Source organism: Streptomyces sp. H51, assembly GCF_035656535.1.
Taxonomy (GTDB): domain Bacteria; phylum Actinomycetota; class Actinomycetes; order Streptomycetales; family Streptomycetaceae; genus Streptomyces.
Window position 1 is genome coordinate 38,122 of sequence record NZ_JAYMHD010000051.1, and the last position, 21,616, is coordinate 59,737.

The window sequence follows — 21,616 nt, forward strand, 5'->3', positions numbered from 1 at the left end:
GATCATCACCGGGTCTCCATCATGTCTCTGCTGGACCTGCGCGGCTCGCTAGGTTTGCCGCACATGCGGGCCGGTCTCCTACGCGGCGCCGCCCCGGGAAGAGAATCGGGAAGCAACGAGATGAGACGCGTTCAGAAGCTCGCGTGTGCGGCCGGTGTCGCGGCCGCCGTGATATGCGCGACCGTGCAGCCGGCCCAGGCGTACACGCCCACCGTCAAGGCGCACGCGGTGACGATGGCGGTGAGCGGCGACAGCACCTATTTCATCGGCGGTGACGGCAAAATCTACCTCACCGGCTGGGACGTGCAGGCGGGCTCCGGGACCCGCGCCACCCCGACCCCGCTGGCCGGGCTGCCGAGCGGGGTGCGGGCTCAGTCGATCGCCGCCGGGTACCACTTCGCCCTGGTCCTCGGGTCCAACGGCAAGGTCTACGGCACCGGCATGAACGACGGGGGCCAGCTCACCGACACCAGCGCCGATCACAGTCAGGGCTGGAAGAACACGCTGACCCCGCTGGCGGGGCTGCCCAGCGGGGTGTCCGCCAAGGCGGTGGCGGCCGGGCAAGCCTTCTCCCTGGTGCTGGGCTCCGACGGCAAGGTCTACGGCACCGGCTGGAACAGCAACAGCGAGCTGACCACGTCGATGCCGGTCGGCGCGAACTACAAACTGGCCCCGCTGGCCGGCCTGCCCTCCGGCGTGCGCGCCACCGCCATCGACGCCGGCCATTTCCAGACGGTCGTACTGGCATCGGACGGAAGCGTGTACGGCGCCGGCTACAGCGTGCGCGGCTCGCTGACGTCCAAGGCGACGGTCAAGCAGCTGACCGCCTTCACCGGCCTTCCGGCCGGTCTGAGCGTCAAGGCCGTCGCCGCCAGCTACGAGAACGTCGTCCTGCTCGGTTCGGACGGTCACGTGTGGGTCACCGGTGAGAACGAGTACGGGCAGCTCGGGCTCGGCACCGTCGACACGAACGACCATCCGCTGGCCCGGCGGATCCCCGGCATCGACCAGGCGGTCGCCATCGAGGCGGGCCACAGCAGCGTGCTCGCGGTGGACCAGTACGGCGTCGTCTACGGCACCGGTGCCAACTACGGCCAGCTCAGCGACATCGGCTCCCCGGTGACCGTCGCCGACGCCCTGCGGACGGCCCCCGGCCAGCCCAGCAAGGCCCGGATCGTGGAAGTGGCCGGCGCCGGGTCTGACACCCTGGTGCGGGACGCCGACGGCGTGGTGCTCGGTGTCGGTTACAACGGCTTTTACCAGCTGACCGGAACGGGGGACAGGAGCGAGCTGACCGCCCTGGCGGGGCAGCGGATCAGCGCCTACAAGGCCCCCACGGTCTCCGGGACCGCGAAGGTCGGCTCGATCCTCACCGCGAAGAACGGCTCCTGGTCCGTGAAGCCCACCGCCTGCACCTACCAGTGGTACCGCGGCAGCACGGCCATCTCCCACGCCACGGCCGCCACCTACAAGCTGACCAGTGCCGACAAGGGCCACAAGATCAAGGTCCGGGTCAAGGGCACCCGCACCTCCTTCACCAGCGGCACCGCCTACAGCGCCGCGACCGGCACGATCGGATAGGCCCGCCGACCGTCGCGCCGGCCCCGGCCCAGCCGCCCGCGACGGCCTCCGGCAGCGCGTCCAGCCCCGCATCACGCGTCCGCCCGCCGGGCCGGGCCGCCCCCACCCGGCTCGGTGAGACCCCGCGGACCGGACGGAACACCACGTCCGCCGAAGAATCTCAGTTGATCCGCAACCCGGCGTCCGAATACTTGCTGTCGGCTCAGTCGTTCCGGACTGATTCCGTCGTTCCGCACGGACACGTGGAAGGGCCTGCGAGATTGACCATGCACGATGACCAGATCGACGTGACCACCGACATCGCCGCGACCTTGATCCAAGAACAGTTCCCTCGATGGAGCGGCAAGGCGATCCGACCGCTGCCGTCGACCGGGACGGTCCACGCCGTCTTCCGCATCGGGGACGACCTCTCCGCGCGTTTCCCGCTGCGCCTGACGGATCCCGCGGAGACGTCGGCGGTTCTGGAACGGGAAGCCCGGGCGAGCGCGGAGCTGGCACAGGTGTCTCGGTTCCCCGTGCCGGAACCCGTCGCCCTGGGAAGGCCCGGAGCGGGTTACCCCATGCCGTGGTCGGTCCAGACATGGCTGCCGGGAACGGTCGCCTTCGATGCCGACCCGAGCGGATCGGACGCCTTCGCCGAGGACCTTGCGGCCTTCATCGCAGCCCTGCGGGACGCCGGGACGCGCGGGCGGCGTTTCAGCGGCGAGAACCGTGGCGGCGTTCTCGCTCACCACGACGACTGGATGGCGAAGTGCTTCGAGGAGAGCGAGGGGCTGCTCGACGTGCCCCGGCTGCGCCGACTGTGGAGCCACTTCCGTGAGCTGCCACGCACGGCCGCCGACGTGATGAGCCATGGTGACCTGATTCCCGGCAATGTACTGGTCGCCGGAGACCGGCTCAGCGGCGTCCTCGACACCGGCGGCTTCGGCCCGGCCGACCCCGCGCTGGATCTGGTCAGCGGCTGGCACCTGCTGCAACCGGGCCCACGGGAAGTGCTCCGGCGGACACTGGCCTGCGACGATCTGGAATGGGAGCGCGGCAAGGCATGGGCGTTCGAACAGGCGATGGGTCTTGTCTGGTTACTACGCCGAGAGCAATCCGACGATGAGCCGAACGGGACGCCGGACACTCGACCGCATTCTGGAGTCGACGAAGTGATGTCGCCGTCCTGCGGCCGAGCGGTCCCGGCGTCTGTCGATGCCTGCCTGCTCAGTACACCGTTCCGTCGGCGCGCCGACCCAGCGACTGCGCCAGCGAACTGATCGTGTTGTGCTTGACCCAGGCCCCGGACGCGGAGCCGTCGGGACTGCGGTTGGCGGACACGCCGTCGGTGTTCGACAGGCTCGAGGAGTAGCTCATCGACTGGACCGTCGCACCGGCCGAATCCCTGAGGATCACCTGATCACCACTGTTGGACAGGCTGAGGCCACCGGTGCTCGCAGCCACCGCCACGATGCCGCCGGGGATGGCGGAGGCTCCGCCGAACACTGTGATCGCCTTGCCGGGCTGCAACGTCGTCCCGGACGCGAAGGTGTGGCGTACTGCCGTCCCGTCACGGATGGTCCAGCCCCCGATGTCGATCGCGGTGCCGCCGATGTTCACGATCTCGACGCCCTCGCCCGCGGTGTCGCTGCCCGGCTCGTTGGCCAGCACTTCGTTGACGACCACGTTGGCCGGACCCCCTGCGCCGCCCGCCGTGACGGTGACGTTCTCGGTCGTGGTGTGCGTGGCGCCGCCGTTGTCCGTCACGGTCAGGGACACCGGGTAGGTGCCCGCCGACGCGTAGGTGACGCTCGGGTCGGTCGCGCTCGACCTCTGTCCGTCGCCGAAGTCCCAACTGCGGCTCACGATCGTGCCGTCGGCGTCGGTGCTGCCGTCCGTGAAGGCGCACGCGAGATCGGTGCAGGAGTGCGTGAACGACGCGGTGGGCGGCTGGTTCACCCCGCCCCCGCCGGTGACGAAGTCGTAGCGGGCCAGCACCGGGTAGTGATCGCTGGTCGTGGTGGCGTAGTTCGGAACGTACGCCTGGGGCTGGAAAGCGGTCGCCGAGCCCGGGACGTACTTCGCCTGGACCTCGTCGGTGTTGAGCTGGTGGTCGATGAAGTCCGGGTAGCCGGTCGTCGACGCCACCCCGGCCAGCGACAGTGCACGCGTCGGGAAGCCGTAGCGGGCCGTGTCGTTCACGAAGTCGGCGTAGGGCGATGCCTTCCCGGACACTATCGACGTGTCGACGTCGTCGTTCCAGTCGCCGATGACGAAGACGTTCTGCGTCGGGTAGGTGGTGTCGAGGTAGGACTTGAGAGCCTGCGACGCGGAGCTGCGGAGGTTCCACGCATCCGCGGTGGCCCCGGACTTCGCGTGCAGGACGATGAAGACGAGGTCCCGGGTCACGCCGTCGAAGGTTCCCCGCAACGTGAACTCCACCGGCGGGCGGCCCGCGAAGTTGCTGTTCTGGTCCGTCAGGATGACCTTCGCGCTCACCAGCGTGGCCATGCTGGTGCGCCAGACGAGCGCGACCTTCTGCTCGGTGTTGCCGAAGTCGGAGTAGTACTGCGCACCGTTCGTCACGACCGGGTCGTTCGCCACGACGCCGGTGTAGCCGGGCATGCCGGCGACGAGCGCGTCGAACGCCGAGGTGCTGACCACCTCGGACAGGCCCCAGACGTCCATGTCGGCCCCCGACATGACGTCGCGGACGTTCTCCTGTTGCAGCGCCTCGTCGGTCGGGCCGAAGTCCGGCGAACCGAACCACTCGACGTTCCAGTTGCCCACGTCGAGCTGCGTCGATGATCCCTGCGAGGGGATCGGGGTGGTGGCTGCGCCCACCGCCGGAACGGCACCGGCGGATGCCAGCGCCACGGCGGAGACCAGCGCACATATGAGTGCGCGGAGGCTGAGTCTCATCGGCAACGACCCTCTCGGTGTTGGTGTGTTGCTGAGCTCCCGCTGCTCCTGTTCATCGTGTGAAGCAGGTGCAGTGAGCATCCCCGTTCGGCCGATGGGCACACAACCGTCGTAGCGGAACGCGCAGTTACCTTTGCGTGCACAGCTGGGGCGCACGTGTGTCTTCGACAGGAATCCGAGCACCAGGGATCGCGGCTTCCCCGGCCGGTACCACGCGCCGACGACCGACGGCCGTGTCGGCCACGGGTCGTGGCTGGAGCGGGACCGGCTGGTCCTGCTGGACTTCGCCCCGGAAGAAGTCCGGGTCGCAGCGGCCACTCGACCCTCGCTGAGCGCTCACCGTGTCCGCCGCGTCGGATCCCATCTCAGAACACGATCGAGTGCCGCCCGGCCTGCGGGGCCCCAGTGCGGCTTGCCCCCGGGAAGGCCCCGGTCTCCGTTCTGTCCCATGAGCATCAGGAAGAGGCTCTTCACGACGGCCAGCCCGCGGGCGCGCCGGATCGCCGCCTCGTCCGCATGGGCGTACGTGCCGAAGAACCGTGCGGCCGTGCCCGCGGGCAGCAGCACCCATGCGGCGGCGAGGTCCCAGGCCGGGTCGCCGGCGAACAGGGCACCGAAGTCGACGATGCCCGAGAGCGTTCCGTCCGAGACGACGACGTTCGCGGGATGAAGGTCACCGTGCACCCATACCGGCGGGCCCTCCCACTCGGGGGCCGCGACGGCATCGTCCCAGACCGCCCGGACCTCGTCTGCCATGCCGGCGGGGACAACGGCGTCGAAGAAGCAGTCGAAGCCGTCCGTGCACTTCTTGGGGTGAGCGCCGAAGTCCGAGCTGATCGGCGCCTCGGCGGGCGCCTCCACGTGCAGGGCCCGGAGGAAGCCCGCCAGCGTGTCGGCCGCGTGGTCGCCGCGGCTGATCGAGCCGTGGTCCAGCGGCTCGCCGGAAACCCACGTCATCACGGTCCAGTACTTGGGGAAGCGCTCGGACGGTTCACCGAACCGCACCGGAGTCGGCACCGGGAGCGGCAGGCGCGGAGCCAGCACGGGTAGCCACCGCCGCTCCTTGAGCTGGACCTCCGGGGTGGGGTCCATGGACTGCATGCGCACGGCCAGCTCGTCCCCGAGACGCCACATCCGGTTGCCCCAGCCGCCCGCCACCTCGCGGATGGCCAGCCCCGCAAGGTCTGGATGCTGCTCTTCCAGCAGGTCGCGGACCAGGCCTGCGGTGATCTCGATCTCGGAGCCGGTCATGCGAAGACACATTATCGGGGCAGGCGCGGCGGCTCTCGCGCTCGCCGAGGAAGCCCGGAGCGAAGCCGCCGGGGACGGGATCCCCCCGAGGCCTCCGCAGGCAGCCGCTCGACCTTCGCCGGGACCACCCGGCGGTCACCGGTTCTCGCCGGCCACGCTCAACCTTCACCGCGAGGGATCAAGGACCCCGCATGACCATCCGGCCCCCATGTACTAGAGTTATCTCGACATCGAGATATCTGCCGAGGTGCACCGCAGTCGCCACCCCGCTGAGGCATGCCTTACCTGGTCGTGCCCCGGCGGACTGGTCCAGAGGCCGTGGCGGCACCACGCGGCGGTAGCCGCATATGGTTTGCGGTGTGGTGGTACGCGCACATCAATGAAGGAGACTGTCGTGTCGGCGAACAGCTTCGACGCCCGCAGCACGCTGCAGGTGGGCGACGAGTCGTACGAGATCTTCCGCCTGGACAAGGTGGAGGGCTCGGCCCGGCTCCCCTACAGCCTGAAGGTCCTGCTGGAGAACCTGCTCCGCACCGAGGACGGCGCGAACATCACCGCCGACCACATCCGTGCCCTCGGCAGCTGGGACTCGCAGGCCCAGCCCTCGCAGGAGATCCAGTTCACGCCGGCCCGCGTGATCATGCAGGACTTCACCGGCGTGCCCTGCGTCGTCGACCTCGCCACCATGCGCGAGGCCGTCAAGGAGCTCGGCGGCGACCCGGCGAAGATCAACCCGCTGGCCCCGGCCGAACTGGTCATCGACCACTCCGTCATCGCCGACAAGTTCGGCACCAACGACGCCTTCAAGCAGAACGTCGAGCTGGAGTACGGCCGCAACAAGGAGCGCTACCAGTTCCTGCGCTGGGGCCAGACCGCGTTCGACGAGTTCAAGGTCGTCCCGCCGGGCACCGGCATCGTCCACCAGGTGAACATCGAGCACCTGGCCCGCACGGTCATGGTCCGGAACGGGCAGGCCTACCCCGACACCCTCGTCGGCACCGACTCGCACACCACCATGGTCAACGGCCTCGGCGTGCTCGGCTGGGGCGTCGGCGGCATCGAGGCCGAGGCCGCCATGCTCGGCCAGCCGGTCTCCATGCTCATCCCGCGCGTCGTCGGCTTCAAGCTCACCGGCGAGCTGCCCACCGGCACCACCGCCACCGACCTCGTGCTCACCATCACCGAGATGCTCCGCAAGCACGGCGTCGTCGGCAAGTTCGTCGAGTTCTACGGCGAGGGCGTGGCGGCCACCAGCCTCGCCAACCGCGCCACCATCGGCAACATGTCCCCGGAGTTCGGCTCCACCGCCGCGATCTTCCCGATCGACGACGAGACCCTCAACTACCTGCGTCTGACCGGCCGCAGCGACCAGCAGGTCGCGCTCGTCGAGGCGTACGCCAAGGAGCAGGGCCTCTGGCTGGACCCGAAGGCCGAGCCCGACTTCTCCGAGAAGCTCGAGCTGGACCTGTCGACGGTCGTCCCGTCCATCGCCGGCCCCAAGCGCCCGCAGGACCGGATCGTCCTCGCGAACGCAGCCGAGCAGTTCAAGCAGGACGTACGCAACTACGTGGACGTCGTGGACGAGGCGGGCCAGGAGTCCTTCCCGGCCTCCGACGCCCCCGCCGTCGCCCCCAACGGCGCGCCCAGCAACCCGGTCCAGGTCACCGCCCCCGACGGGACGACCTACGAGCTCGACCACGGCGCCGTCACCGTGGCCGCCATCACCTCCTGCACCAACACCTCCAACCCGTACGTGATGGTCGCCGCCGCGCTCGTCGCGAAGAAGGCCGTGGAGAAGGGCCTGACCCGCAAGCCCTGGGTCAAGACCACCCTCGCCCCGGGTTCCAAGGTCGTCACCGACTACTTCGACAAGGCGGGCCTGACCCCCTACCTCGACAAGGTCGGCTTCAACCTCGTCGGCTACGGCTGCACCACCTGCATCGGCAACTCCGGCCCGCTGCCGGAGGAGGTCTCCAAGGCCGTCAACGACCACGACCTCGCGGTCACCTCGGTCCTCTCCGGCAACCGGAACTTCGAGGGCCGCATCAACCCCGACGTCAAGATGAACTACCTGGCCTCCCCGCCGCTGGTCGTCGCGTACGCCATCGCGGGCTCCATGAAGGTGGACATCACGCGCGACGCCCTGGGCACCGACCAGGACGGCAACCCGGTCTTCCTCAAGGACATCTGGCCCACCGAGGCCGAGGTCAACGACGTCGTGGCGAACGCCATCGGCGAGGACATGTTCAACAAGTCCTACTCCGACGTCTTCGCCGGCGACGCCCAGTGGCAGGCGCTGCCCATCCCGACCGGCAACACCTTCGAGTGGGACGCCGAGTCGACGTACGTGCGCAAGCCCCCGTACTTCGAGGGCATGGGCATGGAGCCGGAGCCGGTCTCCGACATCTCCGGCGCCCGGGTGCTCGCCAAGCTGGGCGACTCGGTCACCACCGACCACATCTCCCCGGCCGGCGCCATCAAGGCCGACACCCCGGCCGGCCAGTACCTCACCGAGCACGGTGTGGAGCGTCGTGACTTCAACTCCTACGGCTCCCGCCGAGGCAACCACGAGGTCATGATCCGCGGCACGTTCGCCAACATCCGCCTGCGCAACCAGATCGCGCCGGGCACCGAGGGCGGCTACACCCGCGACTTCACGCAGGAGGGCGGTCCGGTCTCCTTCATCTACGACGCCTCGCAGAACTACCAGGCCGCCGGCGTCCCGCTGGTCGTCCTGGCCGGCAAGGAGTACGGCTCCGGCTCCTCCCGCGACTGGGCGGCCAAGGGCACGGCCCTGCTCGGCGTCAAGGCCGTCATCGCCGAGTCCTACGAGCGCATCCACCGCTCGAACCTCATCGGCATGGGCGTCCTGCCGCTGCAGTTCCCGGAGGGCGCCTCCGCCGAGTCCCTCGGCCTGACCGGCGAGGAGACCTTCTCCATCACCGGCGTCACCGAGCTGAACGAGGGCACCACGCCGCGCACGGTCAAGGTCACCACCGACACCGGTGTCGAGTTCGACGCCGTCGTCCGCATCGACACCCCCGGTGAGGCCGACTACTACCGCAACGGCGGCATCATGCAGTACGTGCTGCGCAACCTGATCCGCAAGTAGGCGGCGGCACAAGGCAGTTCAGGGCCGCATCCCCGGTGACGGGGGTGCGGCCCTCGGCCGTGTCCGCATCCGGCGGCCCCGGGCGTCCCTCCGCGTACGTTGCGTACGTCCTCCGTGTCACAGGCGTTTACAACACGGCCACTCGACGCTAGCTTCGCCAGTGGTGGGGTGGGAGCGCTCCCATGACGGTGGACCGGAACCCGCCGCCAAGGGGCGCTCCCACCTCGCACGCTCGGACCATCGACGCACGCCCGTAACCCACACACGGCCGCAGCTGAAGGAATCCGAATGTCATGATCCCGCCAATAGAGACGACCGCGCGCCGAACGGCGCCCTCCACCCGGACCAAGGCCCTCTTCCTGGTCCTGGTCTCCCTGCTCGCCACCGTCCCGGCCCTGGCCCTGGTGCTGACGGCCGGCATGCCGGCCCAGGCCCACGGCACTCCGATGAAGCCCGGCAGCCGTACCTTCCTGTGCTGGCAGGACGCCCTCACCGACACCGGTGAGATCAAGCCGGTCAACCCGGCCTGCAAGGCCGCCCAGCAGATCAGCGGCACCACGCCGTTCTACAACTGGTTCTCGGTGCTGCGCTCGGACGGCGCCGGCCGCACCCGCGGCTTCGTGCCGGACGGCGAACTGTGCAGCGGCGGCAACCCGAACTTCACCGGCTTCGACCTGCCGCGCGACGACTGGCCGCTGACCCACCTCACGTCGGGCGCGACGGTCGACTTCTCGTACAACGCCTGGGCCGCGCACCCGGGCTGGTTCCACGTCTACGTCACCAAGGACGGCTACGACCCGACCAAGACGCTGACCTGGAACGACATCGAGGACACCCCCTTCCTCGACGTCGACCACCCGCCGCTCAACGGCACGCCGGGCACGGTCGAGGCCAACTACTCCTGGACCGGCAAGCTCCCCGAGGGCAAGTCGGGCCGGCACATCATCTACATGGTGTGGCAGCGCTCGGACAGCACGGAGACCTTCTACTCCTGCTCCGACGTCGTCTTCGACGGCGGAAACGGCGAGGTCACCGGCATCCACGACCCGGGCGACCCGACGGATCCGGTCCCCGGCACCTGCTCGGCCACCCGCAAGACCACGGGCACCTGGAGCGGTGGTTACCAGTCCGAGGTGACCGTCACCAACACCGGTGACGTGCCGATGCTGGGATGGATGGTCGACTGGACGCTGCCGGCCGGCCAGAAGGTCGACAGCCTGTGGAACGGCAACGCCACCTACACCGGCCAGGAGGTGATGGTCCACAACGCCGACTGGAACGGCTCGCTGAGTCCAGGGGCGAGCACCACCTTCGGCTACGTCGTCACCGGCGACGGCGGCGACACGGCGACCACCCTGCCCTGCCGGGTCGGTTAGGCCCCGCCAGGGAGTGCCGACGTGCCCCCGGCCCACGTGACGTGCGTGGGCCGGGGGCACGCCGGCATCGGCGCCCGGACGCGGCGCTCAGGCCGGCGGTTCGACCTCCGAGACGTCCGCCTCGCCGTCGAGGACAGGCGGTACTTCGCGTACGCGCCCGGCGACGCGACCGTGAACGGGCGGGTCTGCCGGTCCCAGGCGAAGGACTCGCCGGACCGTCTGTCGAGCGTCTTCCAGCGGGTGCCGTCGGCGGAGCCCCGAAGGGTCCCCCGTGCCGGACCCTCCTTCCCGCCCGTGCGGGTGCACGCGCCGCAGCCCGGACACCCACGCACGCACGCCAGGACGTACCCGTGCGCAGTCGGCCACAAGCGGTTCACCACCCCCGGTCGGCCGCCGCGGCCTTCGCCGGCGGCGCGGTCGCCGCCCCCTGGGATCCGGCGAAGAAAGCGAAAGCGGCCGTCAAGGCGACCGCCGGACCCCGTCTGTGCCGAGCACTGTAGCGCATGCGACAGCACCCTCCCTGCATGTCGGACAACGTTGTCACCTCTGTCGCGCGGAGAGCAGCAGTGGCCAAGTCGGCAGTGATGTCCAGGGTGTTGGCTGCGGCATTCGGGGCCTGTGTCGCGGATTTTTCCGGCAGCGTGCCCGGCGGGGCCGCACGTTTCCCCGAGGTCTCAACTCGGATAAGACCATCGGTGAACCTTGCATTCGATCTTGCTCCGTCGGCGGGAAGTGGACTATACCTGTCGGCGATTCACCGATCCGCACTTCCTGCATGACCCTGCTTGACCGACCGCGGTGCCGGGGAGGATCCGGTTCACCGCCTGAGTCCTGGAGAAGGCGAGGACTTGAGCATGGGATCCACTTCCGCCGAGAACAACGGCACCGGCGGCACCGGCACATCGGGTGTGGGGCGCCGCGATCTGATCAGGCGGTCCGCGGCGCTCGGACTGATCTCCGTACCCGCGATGAGCCTCCTGTCCGCGTGCGCGAGCGGCGGCGGGGGTGACGACGAGGGCGACTCCGGCCAGGGCAAGACCTCGAAGTCGAACCCCTTCGGAGTGCAGAAGGGCAGCAAGCTCGACGTCGTCATCTTCAAGGGCGGTTACGGCGACAACTACGCCAAGGCGTGGGAGGCGAGCTACAAGCAGAAGCTCGGCATCACCTCCACCCACACCGGCACGCAGGAGATCACCGGCAAGCTCCAGCCCCGCTTCAACGCGGGCAACCCGCCGGACATCGTGGACGACTCCGGCGCCCAGCAGATCAAGGTCGACGTCCTGTACAAGAACGGACAGTTGCTGGACCTCGCCCCGGTGCTCGACGCACCCTCGGTCGACGACCCGTCCAAGAAGGTCCGGGACATGATCATCCCCGGCACCCTGGACGCGGGCATGCAGGAGGGCAAGATCGTCGCCCTCAACTACATCTACACCGTGTGGGGCCTGTGGTACTCCGGCAAGCTCTTCAAGGACAAGGGCTGGGAGCCGCCGAAGACCTGGGACGACTTCATCGCCGTCTGCCAGGACGCCAAGAAGCAGGGCATCGGCGGCCTGGCCCACCAGGGCAAGTACCCGTACTACATCAACGTCGCCATCATGGACATGATCGCCAAGAAGGGCGGTCTGGACGCCATGAAGGCGATCGACAACCTCGACCCCAAGGCGTTCGTGGGCTCCGAGGCGGCGCAGGCGGGCGTCGAGGCGATCTACGAGGTCGTCGAGAAGGGCCTGTTGATGCCCGGCACCAACGGCCTGACCCACACCGAGTCGCAGACCCGCTGGAACCAGTACAAGGCCGCCTTCATCACCTGCGGCTCGTGGCTGGAGAACGAGCAGCTGAAGCAGACGCCGGCCGACTTCGACATGAAGTTCCTGCCGATGCCGCTGCTGCCGGACAGCAAGCTGCCGTTCGAGGCGATCCGGGCCGGCTCCGGCGAGCCCTTCATCATCCCGGCGAAGGCGAAGAACCTCGCCGGAGCCAAGGAGTTCATGCGGCGCATGCTCTCCAAGGAGTGGTCGACGCTGTTCGCCAAGGAGGCCAACTCGCTGACCATCCTCAAGGACGGGGTCGACCCGACCGTCGAGCTGCGCCCCGGCACCCAGTCCACGGTCGAGGCGTCCAAGGCGGCCGGTGACGGCACCTTCCGCTACCTGTACACCGAGTGGTACAGCGAGATGGGCGCCGCCATCGAGGCCGCGTCCAACGAGCTGATGGCCAAGCGCATCCAGCCGAAGGAATGGCTGAAGCGCTGTCAGGCGGCGGTCGACAAGCAGGCCAAGGACCCGTCCTCCAAGAAGAACCACCGGGACTGACCGCGACGCCGTGTCCCGGGCCGGAGCGATCCGGCCCGGGGCGGGACACCAGGGGCAGGAAACGCCAATGCGCACAGGGCAGTACAGGTTCGTCACGGGATTCCTCTTCGTTCCCGTGGCGCTTTATCTGATCTTCGTGATCTGGCCGTACATCCAGACGTTCGGCTATTCGCTGACCGACTGGAAGGGGCAGTCGCAGACCTTCAGGTTCGTCGGACTGGACAACTACCGGACGCTGCTGAAGGACGACGTCTTCCTGCAGGCCATCTGGCACAACATCCTGTTCCTGATCTTCATCCCGGTGATCACCATACTGCTCGCCCTGTTCTTCGCGTTCATGGTGAACGCGGGCGGGCGCGGCAGGGCCGGCGGAGTTCAGGGCGTCGCCGGATCCCGGTTCTACAAGGTCGTCTACTTCTTTCCGCAGGTGCTGTCGCTGGCGATCGTCGCGGTGCTGTTCAACGCGGTGTACAGAAGTGACGGCGGCGGCCTGCTCAACGGTTTCCTGATCAAAACCGGGCTGGTCGACGCGAACAACCCGGTGGAATGGCTCAATGAGCCCGACATGGTGCTGTGGGCGCTGATCGTCGCGGTGGTGTGGCACGGCGTCGGCTTCTACCTGGTGCTGTTCTCGGCCGCCATGCAGTCCATCCCGAAGGACGTCTACGAGGCCGCCCTCATCGACGGCGCCGGCCGCGGCCAGTCCTTCTTCCGCATCACCCTGCCGCTGCTGTGGGACACCGTGCAGACCGCCTGGGTCTACCTGGGCATCGTCGCGATGGACATGTTCGTCCTGGTGTCCTCCATGACCCAGAACATGGGCGCCTACGGCGGCGGCCCCGACCATCACAGCGACGTGATGTCGACGGTGATGATGCGCAACTTCCAGTACTTCGGCAAGAGCGGATACGCCTGTGCCATGGGCGTCGTCATGCTGCTGCTCACCCTGGTCCTGTCCGTGGTCATGCTGCGCGCCACCCGCCGCGACCGCGTCGAGTTCTGAGCGGGAGATACGACGATGAGCGCACCCCTCAAGGAGACCGCCCCCCAGGGCGGCACCGCCGAGCCGCGGCCGGACGTGGCCGAGGCCCCCGTACGGCCCGACCGCGGCGGCGAAGGCGTCGTCCTGAACGTCTTCTCGCACGGCTTCCTGGCGCTGTGGGCCCTGCTGATCGTGCTGCCGCTGCTGTGGCTGGTGCTCAGCTCCTTCAAGACCGACGCCCAGATCGGCGGCTCGGCCTTCGGCTGGCCCGAGAACTGGACCTTCGACGTGTTCCGGCGCGCCTGGGACAAGGGCATCGGCGACTACTTCCTCAACACCGTCATCGTGCTGGTCTTCTCCGTGCCGCTGACGATGCTGTTCGGCTCCATGGCCGCGTACGTGCTGGCCCGCTACCGGTTCTGGGGCAACCGGCTGCTGTACTACTTCTTCGTCGCCGGCGCCATGTTCCCCGTCTTCCTGGCCCTCGTCCCGCTGTTCTTCATGGTCAAGCGGCTGGACATGCTCAACACCTACCAGGGCCTGGTCCTGGTCTACATCGCCTACTCGATGCCGTTCACGGTGTTCTTCATGCACGCCTTCTTCCGGACCCTGCCGACGGCGGTGTTCGAGGCGGCGATCCTGGACGGGGCCTCGCACACCCGGAGTTTCTTCCAGGTCATGCTGCCGATGGCGAAGCCGGGTCTGATCAGCGTCGGGATCTTCAACACGCTCGGCCAGTGGAACCAGTTCATCCTGCCGACGGTCCTGATGCAGCCGCAAAGCGGCGACGACCCCGAGCGCTACGTCCTCACCCAGGGTCTCATCCAGCTGCAACAGCAGCAGGGCTACGCCTCCGACCTGCCCGTGCTCTTCGCGGGTGTGACCATCGCGATGGTTCCTATGCTGGTGGTGTACCTGTCCTTCCAGCGCCAGGTGCAGGCGGGCCTGACGTCGGCGACGCTGAAGTAGCGCTGCGCAGCCGTCCGACCGCGCGCCGTTCCCGGACCGGGGCGGGGCGCGCGGTTATGTCTGGATGCACCCCGAAACGGTTCAACCTCTTGACGGGAGGCGACCCGAACGGCTCAGCTTAGAGTTCACTAGTTGGACAAAGACGGGGCCTCATCGAAGCGGCCCCGTGCGCAGGAGGTCGTCGTGGAGACTCCAGGGTCGCAGTCGTCGCTGCACCGAGCCAACCTGGAGCGGGTCGTACGTGCCGTCCGGCTGGCCGGGTCGCTCACGCAGGCGGAGATCGCGAGGACCACGGGACTGTCCGCGGCGACGGTCTCCAACATCGTCCGCGAACTCAAGGACGGCGGGACGGTCGAGGTCACGCCCACCTCGGCGGGTGGCCGCCGGGCCCGCAGCGTCTCGCTGAGCGGGGACGCCGGCATCGTCATAGGCGTGGATTTCGGGCATACGCACCTGCGGGTCGCGGTCGGGAACCTCGCTCATCAGGTGCTGGCCGAGGAATCCGAGCCGCTGGACGTCGACGCGTCCTCGGACCAGGGCTTCGACCGGGCGGAGGAGCTGGTCGACCGCCTGATCGCCGCGACCGGGGTCGACCGGTCGAAGATCGCCGGGGTGGGTCTGGGCGTGCCCGGCCCGATCGACGTCGAGTCCGGCACGCTGGGCTCCACCGCGATCCTGCCCGGCTGGGGCGGCACCAGGCCCGCCGAGGAACTGCGGGGGCGGCTCGGCGTGCCCGTGCACGTGGACAACGACGCCAACCTCGGCGCCCTCGGCGAGCTGGTCTGGGGCGCCGGGCGGGGGGTGCGCGACCTGGCGTACATCAAGGTCGCCAGCGGTGTCGGCGCGGGGCTGGTGATCAACGGGAAGATCTACCGCGGCCCGGGGGGCACGGCCGGAGAAATAGGACATATCACTCTTGACGAGTCCGGCCCGGTCTGCCGCTGCGGTAACCGGGGCTGCCTGGAGACCTTCACGGCCGCACGCTACGTGCTGCCCCTGCTCCAGCCCAGTCACGGCACCGACCTGACGATGGAGGGTGTCGTGCGGCTGGCCCGGGAAGGGGATCCGGGCTGCCGTCGGGTGATCGCCGACGTCGGCCGCCACATCGGCAGCGGAGTCGCCAACCTGTGCAACCTTCTGAACCCGAGCCGGGTGGTCCTGGGTGGTGATCTGGCCGAGGCCGGCGAGCTGCTGCTCGGGCCGATAAGGGAGTCCGTCGGGCGGTACGCGATCCCCAGTGCGGCGCGTCAACTGTCCGTACTTCCAGGGGCACTTGGCGGCCGTGCGGAGGTGCTCGGAGCGCTCGCCCTCGCGCTCAGCGAGATGGGTGATTCGACCCTTTTGGACGGAACGCTCAACGCGGCCGCGCCTGCCTTCACTTAGATAACGGATGGCACCGTTGCCAACCCGTTAAGGATTTACTTCTTGACGTCGCACGTATGGCCGAGTTGACTTCCAGCCACCTCGGCCGCAACGACGCGGCCTCGTCAGGGAGGTTTCTGAAGTGAACACGCGTATGCGTCGTGCCGCCGTTGCCGTCGCCGCCGGTGCGATGGCCGTATCCCTCGCCGCCTGTGGCAGCGCGAAGGAGTCCGGCGACAAGGCGGACTCCTCGAAGTCCGCCGCGAAGGGCGACAACATCAAGGTCGGTCTGCTCCTGCCGGAGAACAAGACCGCCCGGTACGAGAAGTTCGACCGCCCGCTGATCGAGAAGAAGATCAAGGAGCTGACGAACAACAAGGCGACGATCCAGTACAACAACGCCCGCCAGGACGCCAGCCTCCAGGCCCAGCAGGTCGACACGATGATCACCAACAAGGTGGACGTGCTGATCCTGGACGCCGTGGACGCCAAGGCCATCAAGAACTCCGTCCAGAAGGCCAAGGACGCCGGCATCGAGGTCGTCGCCTACGACCGCCTGGCCGAGGGCCCGATCAGCGCCTACACCTCGTTCGACAACGAGGAGGTCGGCCGGACCCAGGGCGAGGCCCTGCTCAAGGCGCTGGGCGGCAAGGCGACCAAGTCCTCCAAGATCGTCATGGTCAACGGCTCGGTCACCGACCCGAACGCCGCCCAGTTCAAGAAGGGCGCGCACTCCGTCCTCGACGGCAAGGTCACCATCGCCAAGGAGTACGACACCAAGGAGTGGTCGCCGGACAACGCCAACTCCGAGATGGAGGCCGCGATCTCGGCGGTCGGCGCCAAGAACATCGCGGGCGTCTACTCCGCGAACGACGGCATGGCCGGCGGTATCATCACCGCCCTGAAGGCGGCCGGCCTCTCCGTGCCGGTCACCGGCCAGGACGCGGAACTCGCGGGCGTGCAGCGCATCGTCGCCGGTGAGCAGTACATGAGCGTTTACAAGCCGTACGCTCCGGAGGCCGACGCGGCCGCCGAGATGGCCGTCGCGCTCGCCAAGGGCGAGTCCCTGGACTCCGTCGCCAAGGACAAGGTCTCCAGCGGCAGCGCCACCGACGTCCCGTCGGTCCTGGTCCCGGTCACCTCGCTGACCAAGGACAACATCAACGACACCGTCGTCAAGGACGGCGTCTACAGCGTGTCCGAGATCTGCACCGGCAAGTACGCCGCGGCCTGCAAGAAGATCGGCCTTCAGTAAGCAGTCGCACGTCCCTTCCCAGGTACGGGAATTCGTCCTCGAATTCCCGCTCGGGACGTGACGCTCCAGGCTCCTCCGGCGCCCCGCGTCCACCAGCCCCGCAGCTCGTGCGGGGCGCCGGACGGAACAAGCCTCCCCCACTTTCTGCACAACCTTCCGCCGGGTCAGGCGGCGAAGGAGATGGTTCACGTGTCCGCTACGCCCGTGCTGGCGTTGCGCGGGGTCTCCAAGCGGTTCGGTGCCGTTCAGGCGCTCACCGACGTAGAGCTTGAGGTCCACGCCGGTGAAGTGGTCGCCCTGGTGGGCGACAACGGCGCCGGAAAGTCCACGCTGGTCAAGACGATCGCCGGCGTGCACCCCATCGATGAGGGCGTCATCGAATGGGACGGCAAGGCCGTCCAGATCAACCGGCCGCACGACGCCCAGGCCCTGGGCATCGCGACCGTCTACCAGGACCTCGCGCTGTGCGACAACATCGACGTCGTCGGCAACCTCTTCCTCGGCCGTGAGCTGCGGAAGTGGGGCGTCCTCGACGAGGTCGAGATGGAGCGCCGCTCCCAGGAACTGCTGCGGACGCTGTCCATCCGCATTCCGAGCGTGCGCATCCCGATCGCCTCGCTGTCCGGCGGTCAGCGCCAGACGGTCGCCATCGCCCGCTCCATGCTCGGCGAGCCGAAGCTGGTCATCCTCGACGAGCCCACCGCGGCGCTCGGCGTCGAGCAGACCGCCCAGGTCCTCGACCTGGTCGAGCGGCTGCGCGAGCGCGGCCACGCCGTCATCCTCATCAGCCACAACATGGCCGACGTCAAGGCCGTGGCGGACAAGGTCGCCGTGCTGCGTCTGGGCCGCAACAACGGCGTCTTCGAGGTCAAGACGACCTCCCAGGAGGAGATCATCTCCGCCATCACCGGCGCCACCGACAACGCCGTGACCCGGCGTGCGGCCCGCGCCACCAGCACGAACGGGGAGGCTTCCCAGTGAGCGCCGACAAGACCTCCGCGACCGCGAAGGGCGCACCCGTCGTCGAGAACCCCGAGGCCGCCGCGGCCGCGGTGACCGCGGTCGACCCGCGGCTGCTCGTGCGCGAGCAGGGACTGACGGGCTACATCGGCGAGTTCAAGCGCAAGATGAAGAGCGGCGAGCTGGGCTCCATCCCGGTCGTCATCGGCCTGATCGCCATCTGCGTCATCTTCCAGAGCCTGAACTCCCAGTTCCTGTCCGCGCAGAACCTCAGCGACATCACCGTCACGATGGTCGGCACGGGCATGATCTCCGTCGGCATCGTCTTCGTGCTGCTGCTCGGCGAGATCGACCTGTCTGTCGGCTCGGTCAGCGGCGCGGCCAGCGCCATCGCCGCCGTCCTCGCCGTCAACCAGGGCTGGCCCGAGTGGGCCGCCGTGCTCGTCGCCGTCGCGGCCGGCGCGGCCATCGGCGCGCTGCACGGGTTCTTCTTCGCGGTGCTCGGCGCCCCCGCCTTCGCCGTGACCCTGGCCGGCCTGCTGTTCTGGCTCGGGTTCATGCTCAAGATCCTGGGCGAGAACGGCACCATCAACCTCGACAGCGACGGCCTGGTCGGCAAGCTGACCACGTACTTCTTCTCCGACGTGGCCGCCGCCTACGGGCTGGCCGTCGCCGTGGTCGCGGTGTTCTTCGTCACCTCCTTCCTGGGCAACCGGCGCCGGGAGGCCGCGGGCGTCCCGTCCCGGCCGCTCAGCGACACGATCCTGCGCACGGTGCTGCTGGCCGTGGTCTCCTTCGCCGCGGCCGCGATGTACAACCAGTACAAGGGCCTGCCGCTGGCCACGGTGATCTTCCTGGTGTTCCTGATCGGCACCGACTTCGTGCTGCGCCGCACCGCCTACGGCCGCAAGATCTTCGCGCTCGGCGGCAGCGTCGAGGCGTCGCGGCGTGCGGGCATCAACGTCACCGCGATCCGGATCTCGGTCTTCGCGATCTCCGGCGGCTTCGCGGCCGTCGGCGGCCTGTTCCTGGCCTCGAAGATCGCGTCGGCCAACCAGAGCGCCGGCGCCGGCGACCTGCTGATGAACGCGATCGCCGCCGCGGTCATCGGCGGCACCTCGCTGTTCGGCGGCCGCGGCCGCACCTGGAACGCCCTGCTGGGTGTCCTGGTGATCGTCTCCATCCAGTACGGCCTCCAGCTCGAGTCCATCGCCGAGCCGGTGAAGTACATGATCACCGCGGCGGTCCTGCTCACCACGGTCGTGATCGACTCGGTCACCCGCAAGACGCAGAAGACGGCCGGGCGGGCGTAACGCCCCCCGACCCCTGTGCCCGGCACCGACGGAGGTGCCGGGCACAGCCGTGTCGTAGGACATGCCGTAGGACGGGTCGTAGGACGGTCCGATCATGGGTACAGCCGAACGCGTGACCTACGACGCACCGCCCGGAGCCCGACCGCAACGGCGGAACACTAGACTCGACACGCCCGGCAACAGCTCGATCAGCTCTACCGCAAGGAGGAACGGGTGCCGCTGCTGACCCGCATCAGGGGACCGCGCGATCTGGACCGGCTCAGCCTGGAGCAGCTGGACCAGCTGGCAGAGGAGATCCGGACCTTCCTCGTCGACGCCGTCTCCAAGACCGGCGGCCACCTCGGCCCCAACCTCGGTGTGGTCGAGCTGACCATCGCCCTGCACCGCGTCTTCGACTCCCCGAAGGACAAGGTGCTGTGGGACACGGGCCACCAGTCCTACGTGCACAAGCTGCTGACCGGCCGGCAGGACTTCTCACGGCTGAAGATGAAGGGCGGCCTGTCCGGCTACCCCTCGCAGGCCGAGTCGGAGCACGACGTCATCGAGAACAGCCACGCCTCCACCGTCCTGGGCTGGGCCGACGGCCTGGCGAAGGCCAACCAGATCCTCGGCCGCGACGACCACGTCGTCGCCGTGATCGGCGACGGCGCGCTGACCGGCGGCATGGCCTGGGAGGCGCTGAACAACATCGCCGAGGCCAAGGACCGCCCGCTGGTCATCGTCGTCAACGACAACGAGCGCTCCTACGCGCCGACCATCGGCGGTCTCGCCAACCACCTGGCCACGCTGCGGACGACCGACGGCTACGAGCGCTTCCTCACCCGGACCAAGGAGATCCTCGACCGCACCCCGGTCGTCGGCAAACCGCTGTACGAGACCCTGCACGGCGCCAAGAAGGGCCTGAAGGACTTCATCGCCCCGCAGGGCATGTTCGAGGACCTCGGCCTGAAGTACGTCGGCCCGATCGACGGCCACGACATCGAGGCCCTGGAGTCCGCGCTGGCGCGCGCCAAACGCTTCGGCGGGCCCGTCATCGTCCACTGCCTCACCGAGAAGGGCCGCGGCTACCAGCCCGCCCTCCAGGACGAGGCGGACCGCTTCCACGCCGTCGGCAAGATCCACCCCGACACCGGCCTGCCCATCGCGACCTCCGGCGCCGACTGGACGTCCGTCTTCGGCGAGGAGATGGTCGCGCTCGGCAAGGAGCGCGAGGACATCGTCGCCATCACCGCCGCGATGCTCCAGCCGGTCGGCCTCGACAAGTTCGCCAAGGCCTTCCCCGACCGGGTCTTCGACGTCGGCATCGCCGAGCAGCACGGCGCCGTGTCCGCCGCGGGCCTGGCGCACGGCGGGCTGCACCCCGTCTTCGCCGTCTACGCCACCTTCCTCAACCGCGCCTTCGACCAGGTCCTGATGGACGTCGCCCTGCACAAGTGCGGGGTGACCTTCGTCCTGGACCGGGCCGGCGTCACCGGCACCGACGGCGCCTCCCACAACGGCATGTGGGACATGTCGATCCTTCAGGTCGTGCCGGGCCTCCGGCTCGCCGCCCCGCGCGACGCCGACCAGGTCCGCGCCCAGCTGCGCGAGGCCGTCGAGGTCGACGACGCGCCCACCGTCGTCCGCTTCTCCAAGGGCGCCGTCGGCCCCGCCGTGCCCGCCGTGGGCCGCGTGGGCGGCATGGACGTGCTGCGCGAACCCGGCACCCGGACCCCGGACGTGCTGCTGGTCTCCGTGGGCGCCCTCGCGCCGATGTGCCTGGAGATCGCCGCGCTCCTCGACAAGCAGGGCATCTCCACCACCGTCGTCGACCCGCGCTGGGTCAAGCCGGTCGACGAGGCCATGGCCCCGCTCGCGGAGCGCCACCGCGTCGTCGTCACCGTCGAGGACAACTCCCGCGCCGCCGGTGTCGGCTCGGCGATCGCCCAGGCCCTGCGCGACGCGGGCGTGGACGTGCCGCTGCGCGACTTCGGCATCCCGCCGCGCTTCCTCGACCACGCCTCCCGCGCCGAGGTCATGGCCGAGATCGGGCTCACCGCGCCGGACATCGCCCGCCAGGTCACCGGCCTGGTCTCCAAACTGGACGGCCGGTTCGACCGTACGGGCGACCGGGTCGACTCCGTGGAGCCCGCGCGCGACTGACGCAACCGCCCACGTCCGTACGGGCCGATGTGACCACCGGGAAGGTGGTGACATCGGCCCGTACGCGTGAAAACCGGCCGCGCCGGGGCACACG

Annotated in this window: 13 protein-coding genes and 2 pseudogenes; 12 read left to right on the forward strand and 3 right to left on the reverse strand. The window is 68.9% G+C overall.

Annotation, left to right across the window (positions count from 1 at the left end; translation table 11 throughout):
• Window positions 1–120 precede the first annotated feature (120 nt).
• Together VKA29_RS17055 and VKA29_RS17060 are read left to right on the forward strand one after the other, a co-directional pair.
• Entirely contained in the window at window positions 121–1,581 is a 1,461-nt protein-coding gene (locus VKA29_RS17055) for a hypothetical protein (RefSeq protein ID WP_324786598.1), read from the forward strand.
• Between the two features lie 266 nt (window positions 1,582–1,847).
• Window positions 1,848–2,739, forward strand: a pseudogene (locus VKA29_RS17060) (aminoglycoside phosphotransferase family protein).
• Between the two features lie 51 nt (window positions 2,740–2,790).
• Here VKA29_RS17060 and VKA29_RS17065 read toward each other — a convergent pair.
• Both VKA29_RS17065 and VKA29_RS17070 read right to left on the reverse strand, forming a co-directional pair.
• Window positions 2,791–4,485 (reverse strand): lamin tail domain-containing protein, encoded by a 1,695-nt coding sequence (locus VKA29_RS17065; RefSeq protein WP_324786600.1) that lies wholly within the window; start codon window positions 4,483–4,485, stop codon window positions 2,791–2,793.
• Window positions 4,486–4,821: 336 nt separating this feature from the next.
• On the reverse strand, window positions 4,822–5,736 hold the full coding sequence (locus tag VKA29_RS17070; protein ID WP_324786601.1) for an aminoglycoside phosphotransferase family protein: 915 nt from the start codon (window positions 5,734–5,736) through the stop codon (window positions 4,822–4,824).
• A gap of 394 nt (window positions 5,737–6,130) precedes the next feature.
• Between VKA29_RS17070 and acnA the strand changes: the two genes are divergently transcribed.
• Both acnA and VKA29_RS17080 read left to right on the forward strand, forming a co-directional pair.
• Window positions 6,131–8,848, forward strand: a complete 2,718-nt coding sequence (gene acnA, locus VKA29_RS17075) for an aconitate hydratase AcnA (protein WP_324786602.1) — start codon at window positions 6,131–6,133, stop codon at window positions 8,846–8,848.
• A 293-nt stretch (window positions 8,849–9,141) separates the two neighbouring features.
• Window positions 9,142–10,224, forward strand: a complete 1,083-nt coding sequence (locus tag VKA29_RS17080; protein WP_324786604.1) for a lytic polysaccharide monooxygenase auxiliary activity family 9 protein — start codon at window positions 9,142–9,144, stop codon at window positions 10,222–10,224.
• An 87-nt stretch (window positions 10,225–10,311) separates the two neighbouring features.
• Here VKA29_RS17080 and VKA29_RS36995 read toward each other — a convergent pair.
• A pseudogene (locus tag VKA29_RS36995) lies at window positions 10,312–10,502 on the reverse strand (hypothetical protein); the annotation flags it as partial.
• A 576-nt stretch (window positions 10,503–11,078) separates the two neighbouring features.
• Between VKA29_RS36995 and ngcE the strand changes: the two are divergent.
• From ngcE to dxs, 8 genes are all read left to right on the forward strand, one after another.
• Window positions 11,079–12,539: an N-acetylglucosamine/diacetylchitobiose ABC transporter substrate-binding protein gene (ngcE, locus tag VKA29_RS17085; protein WP_324786606.1), complete on the forward strand. Its 1,461-nt coding sequence runs from the start codon at window positions 11,079–11,081 to the stop codon at window positions 12,537–12,539.
• A gap of 67 nt (window positions 12,540–12,606) precedes the next feature.
• Window positions 12,607–13,542 (forward strand): sugar ABC transporter permease, encoded by a 936-nt coding sequence (locus VKA29_RS17090; RefSeq protein ID WP_324786607.1) that lies wholly within the window; start codon window positions 12,607–12,609, stop codon window positions 13,540–13,542.
• A 15-nt stretch (window positions 13,543–13,557) separates the two neighbouring features.
• Complete coding sequence (locus VKA29_RS17095) at window positions 13,558–14,490, forward strand: carbohydrate ABC transporter permease (RefSeq protein ID WP_324786609.1); 933 nt, start codon at window positions 13,558–13,560, stop codon at window positions 14,488–14,490.
• 183 nt (window positions 14,491–14,673) lie between these two features.
• Window positions 14,674–15,873, forward strand: coding sequence for an ROK family transcriptional regulator (locus VKA29_RS17100; protein ID WP_324786611.1), 1,200 nt, complete (start codon window positions 14,674–14,676; stop codon window positions 15,871–15,873).
• A 133-nt stretch (window positions 15,874–16,006) separates the two neighbouring features.
• Window positions 16,007–17,107, forward strand: coding sequence for a substrate-binding domain-containing protein (locus VKA29_RS17105; RefSeq protein ID WP_324786980.1), 1,101 nt, complete (start codon window positions 16,007–16,009; stop codon window positions 17,105–17,107).
• Between the two features lie 180 nt (window positions 17,108–17,287).
• Window positions 17,288–18,088 carry an ATP-binding cassette domain-containing protein gene (locus VKA29_RS17110; protein ID WP_324786614.1) on the forward strand — a complete coding sequence of 267 codons (801 nt, stop codon included), beginning with the start codon at window positions 17,288–17,290 and terminating at the stop codon, window positions 18,086–18,088.
• Window positions 18,085–19,380 (forward strand): sugar ABC transporter permease, encoded by a 1,296-nt coding sequence (locus VKA29_RS17115; RefSeq protein ID WP_324786616.1) that lies wholly within the window; start codon window positions 18,085–18,087, stop codon window positions 19,378–19,380. Before VKA29_RS17110 ends, VKA29_RS17115 begins: the two co-directional genes overlap by 4 nt.
• 213 nt (window positions 19,381–19,593) lie before the next feature.
• The gene (dxs, locus tag VKA29_RS17120) at window positions 19,594–21,522 is read left to right on the forward strand and encodes a 1-deoxy-D-xylulose-5-phosphate synthase (protein ID WP_324786618.1); all 1,929 of its coding nucleotides are present in this window, start codon (window positions 19,594–19,596) and stop codon (window positions 21,520–21,522) included.
• Window positions 21,523–21,616: the final 94 nt, after the last annotated feature.

Bases quoted from the DNA above. Each gene is read 5' to 3' on its own strand.
- VKA29_RS17055 (WP_324786598.1), top strand. From the start codon at position 121: ATGAGACGCGTTCAGAAGCTCGCGTGTGCGGCCGGTGTCGCGGCCGCC.
- VKA29_RS17065 (WP_324786600.1), bottom strand. From the start codon at position 4,485: ATGAGACTCAGCCTCCGCGCACTCATATGTGCGCTGGTCTCCGCCGTG.
- VKA29_RS17070 (WP_324786601.1), bottom strand. From the start codon at position 5,736: ATGACCGGCTCCGAGATCGAGATCACCGCAGGCCTGGTCCGCGACCTG.
- VKA29_RS17080 (WP_324786604.1), top strand. From the start codon at position 9,142: ATGATCCCGCCAATAGAGACGACCGCGCGCCGAACGGCGCCCTCCACC.
- ngcE (WP_324786606.1), top strand. From the start codon at position 11,079: ATGGGATCCACTTCCGCCGAGAACAACGGCACCGGCGGCACCGGCACA.
- VKA29_RS17090 (WP_324786607.1), top strand. From the start codon at position 12,607: ATGCGCACAGGGCAGTACAGGTTCGTCACGGGATTCCTCTTCGTTCCC.
- VKA29_RS17095 (WP_324786609.1), top strand. From the start codon at position 13,558: ATGAGCGCACCCCTCAAGGAGACCGCCCCCCAGGGCGGCACCGCCGAG.
- VKA29_RS17105 (WP_324786980.1), top strand. From the start codon at position 16,007: ATGCGTCGTGCCGCCGTTGCCGTCGCCGCCGGTGCGATGGCCGTATCC.
- VKA29_RS17110 (WP_324786614.1), top strand. From the start codon at position 17,288: ATGGTTCACGTGTCCGCTACGCCCGTGCTGGCGTTGCGCGGGGTCTCC.